This window comes from Pseudoalteromonas prydzensis, from assembly GCF_011050055.1.
Taxonomy (GTDB): Bacteria; Pseudomonadota; Gammaproteobacteria; order Enterobacterales; family Alteromonadaceae; genus Pseudoalteromonas; species Pseudoalteromonas prydzensis_A.
This window is the reverse complement of the sequence record NZ_DRGM01000201.1, coordinates 1-4,039: the sequence shown is the minus strand read 5'-3', so window position 1 is coordinate 4,039 and position 4,039 is coordinate 1. Positions and strand designations below refer to the sequence as shown.

Annotated in this window: 3 protein-coding genes; all 3 read right to left on the bottom strand. The window is 40.9% G+C overall.

Annotated elements, in window-relative coordinates:
• A partial coding sequence (locus tag ENH88_RS20670) for a M13 family metallopeptidase (protein ID WP_304185195.1) occupies positions 1 to 1,853 on the bottom strand: 1,853 nt, incomplete at its 3' end.
• 247 nt (positions 1,854 to 2,100) lie between these two features.
• Entirely contained in the window at positions 2,101 to 2,586 is a 486-nt protein-coding gene (locus ENH88_RS20665) for a DUF721 domain-containing protein (protein WP_024605297.1), read from the bottom strand.
• 72 nt (positions 2,587 to 2,658) lie between these two features.
• Positions 2,659 to 4,008: a metalloprotease PmbA gene (pmbA, locus tag ENH88_RS20660; protein WP_304185192.1), complete on the bottom strand. Its 1,350-nt coding sequence runs from the start codon at positions 4,006 to 4,008 to the stop codon at positions 2,659 to 2,661.
• Positions 4,009 to 4,039 lie beyond the last annotated feature (31 nt).

The following is a 4,039-nucleotide window of genomic DNA, read 5'->3' as shown; positions in this document are numbered from 1 at the left end:
CCATCAACCACAGGTGCTTTTTTATCACCTAAAGATAGCATATACGCTTTATGCGCAACCGCTAAGCCACCTAAGTCACCAATGTTTTCGCCAAGCGTTAGCTCGCCATTAACACTTGCATCTTCAAATGGTTTATATTCGTTATACTGTGCAACTAAAGCCGCTGTACGCTCTTCAAATTGCTTAAGGTCAGTCTCACTCCACCAGTTACGTAAGTTACCGTCACCGTCATATTTAGCACCTTGGTCGTCAAAACCATGACCAAGCTCGTGACCAATTACTGCGCCAATTGCGCCGTAGTTTACAGCATCATCCGCTTCTAAATTAAAGAATGGCGGTTGTAAAATAGCAGCAGGGAATACAATTTCATTGTTTACTGGATTGTAATACGCATTTACCGTTTGCGGAGTCATATGCCACTCAGAGCGATCAACTGGTTTACCCAATTTAGCAATCATGTCTGCGTATGCCCATTCGCTATAACGAATGTAATTGCCTACTAGCTCATCTGAGTTAATCTCTAGCTCAGAGTAATCTTTCCACGTGTCTGGATAACCAATTTTAGGCGTAAATTTGTCTAGTTTTTCTTTCGCTGCAAGCTTTGTTTCAGGGCTCATCCACTCAAGATTTTCGATAGCAACGCCATAACCTTTAATTACGTTATCAACTAACTCTTCCATGCGTGCTTTAGCTTCTGGCGGGAAGTTATCTTTAACGTATACCTTACCTAAAATTTCACCAAGTACACTGTTAGATGCATCAACCGCTTGCTTCCAAAGAGGTGCTTGTTCTTCTACGCCACGAAGTGTTGTGCTGTAAAAGTCAAAGTTAAGGTTAACTAAATCTTCACTAAGTAGCTCTGCATAACCACTTACAAAATGAAATTTTAAGTAGTTTTTCCACGTCGCTAAATCAGTGTCTTTGTAAATAGTAGCTAGTGCTTCTAAGTAGCTTGGTTGACGTACAATAATGTCACTTGCACTCACACCTGCATCTTTAAAGAATGCAGCTAAATCAAGGTCGCCCATCAACTTGCTTGCGTCTGCTACTGTCATCTTGTTATAAGATTTAGTTGCGTCACGGCTTTGCACGCGGCTCCACTGTGCATCAGCTAGTGTTTTTTCAAATGCAAGTACGCTCTTAGCAGCTTCTGCTGCATTCTTAACGCCTGACTTAGCTAAAACATCAGTGATGTATTGCTCGTAAGAAGCGCGAATTTTAGTGAATTTTTCGTCATCGTTTGAGTAATAATCACGATCTGGTAAACCAAGACCCGACTGAGATAAATACAATGCATACTCGCTTGAATTTTTAGCATCGTTATTTACAAACCAACCAAACGGTAAAGTACCACCTTGTTTTTGAATTTTAGCCATTAAACCCACTAAATCAGCTTTAGATTTAACACTATCAATTGTATCTAATGACGGTTGTAATGGCGTAATACCTAGCTCATTACGCGCATCTTTATTCATATAGCTTTTATAAAATGCACCAATTTTGTACTCATCACTGCCTTTTTTAGCGGCTTTGTTTGTGGCTGCACTTTCAAGGGCTATTTTCATCGCTTTTTGCGACTCATCATATAACTGCGAAAAAGAACCGTAGTTAGATTTATCACCTGGTATTTCAGTTTTAGCTAACCACTCGCCATTTACATGGTAGTAAAAATCGTCTTGTGCGCGTACTGAACTATCCATATTAGCTAATTCAATACCAAGCTCTAGTGGTTTTTCAGCAGGTGCTGTCACTACTGGAGTGTCGGTTACTTTAGTTTCTTGTTGTTTTTCACCACAACCTACCAAGCCAAGTGCAAGTGCAATACTTGCAGCAGCCATTGTTACTTTATTCATAATGATTCCGTTTGTTAGTTAGAATTTAATACCAACTCCATTAAACTCTTGAATATAGCAGGAGTAAAAATAGCACTGCCTACACGCTTTTACTTAATGGAATGGGTATCAGGGACTTCAATCAATATACATTACCAGCCAGTATCATAAACCTCATTAGGGCAACAATAAAATGGAATATGTAACAAAGTATTTTGAATGCGGTGAGCTGCCAAATTGACCCCACCAATAACAAGATGGTGGGTAGTTAAGGCTCGCTTTTATTTTTTCCATGAAGCGCTAAACGCTCAAGTTTTTCTTTTAAAGAAGGAGGGGCCGAAGATGCTATGGCGTTTAAGTAATCCGCTGTTTGCTCACTCATTTTACGAGAGTTGGTAACTGCAGGACTGCCCGACTTATTCGCAGTACTTAATCGCTGAGTCGCCTGAGGATTTGCCGTGATTTTTATTTGCCCAAGCTCTGCCATCCCGGCGGCTCTAAAATGTGAAAGCATATCCATTTTTAGATAGTTAAGCCTAAGCGCGATAGGTGCAGATACCGCCTCTATCATTAGCGTACCGTCTCGGTAATTACTTACTCGGCATTTATCACCCAACTTAGGACCTAAAAAATCTTTTAATAAGGTTTGCTGTGTATCAAGTGCTTGGCTTTTGCCTGCATAAGCAGATAAACGATTATTTAACCCCGCCATAATATCGGTTAGCGGTTTTGGTGCATATCTATCTTTAGCCATTTTACACCTCGTAAAAGCTCACTTAGACCCAGAGATAATACTCTGGACCCAAGTATACACTGCCTATTAATACTACGCGCCGGCTATTTGCATTTGCTCTATTAATACTGAGCCAGTTTGAATACCACCACGGCGCTCTATGTCACCACCAATAGCAGATATACCTTTAAACATATCTTTTAAATTACCAGCAATGGTAATTTCACTTACTGGATATTGTATTTCACCATTTTCAACCCAAAAACCAGCAGCACCACGAGAGTAGTCACCCGTTACTGTATTTACGCCCTGCCCCATTAGCTCGGTTACTAATAAGCCTGTGCCCATGGTTTTTAATAGTGCAGTTAAATCGTTATGAGTTTGTTCAACAAGCCAGTTATGTATACCGCCCGCATGCCCTGTTGGCGTCATATTCATTTTACGCGCAGCATAGCTTGCTAATAAATAAGTTTGTAACTCGCCGCCTTGAATAATTTCTCTGTCAATGGTTTTAACGCCTTCGCTATCAAACGGTGACGACGCCAAACCTTTTAAAATATGCGGGCGCTCAGCTATATTTACACAATTACTAAATACCTGAGTGCCCAAACTATCAAGTAAAAAACTCGATTTACGATAAAGCGCGCCACCACCAATTGCCGACACTAAGTGACCAAACAATGAGTTTGCAATATCAGCTCTAAAAATAACAGGCACTTTCATTGTGCCTAGCTTTTGACTATTTAATTTAGCGAGCGTTTCAGCTGCCGCTTCAAGCCCAACTGCCGCTGCGTCATTTAAACCCGCTTGATCGCGCGCAACCGTATAAGCAGAGTCGCGTTGCATCTGCTCGCCATCTTGACCTATCACCATAGTGCTAATGCTATGACGAGTACGTGGAAAACCGGTTATCAAACCATGGCTATTACCATAAACACGTAGCCCTTGATGCGATGAAAAGCTCGCACCATCAGAGTTAACAATACGCTCATCAGCATTTAGTGCAGCTTGCTCAGCAGCATGACAAAGCTCAATGCCTTCCTCAGGACTTACATCCCAAGGGTGGTATAAATCTAAATCTTTAGGATTAAATTCTAGCAATTCTTTATCAGCAACGCCGTTAAATGGGTCATCAGATGTAAACTTAGCTATATCAATCGCTTTTTCTACTACCATACGCAACGTTTTTGGATTTAAATCAGCGGTTGACGCCGAGCCTTTATTATTACCAACATATACGCTAATGCCTAAGCCGCCATCTTGGTTAAACTCAATGGTTTCTACTTCACCCATTCGAGTACTAACCGATAAACCAGATGTACTAGACATGGCCGCTTCGGCAGCTGTAGCGCCTAATTTTTTAGCATGTTCGAGTACTTCTGCTACCGCATCTTTAACTTGCGATATTTGAGAATAAATTGGATCGTTTTGTTGGCTTTTCATAAATTAAGTCCTGAGCCTTAGAGGCATAATG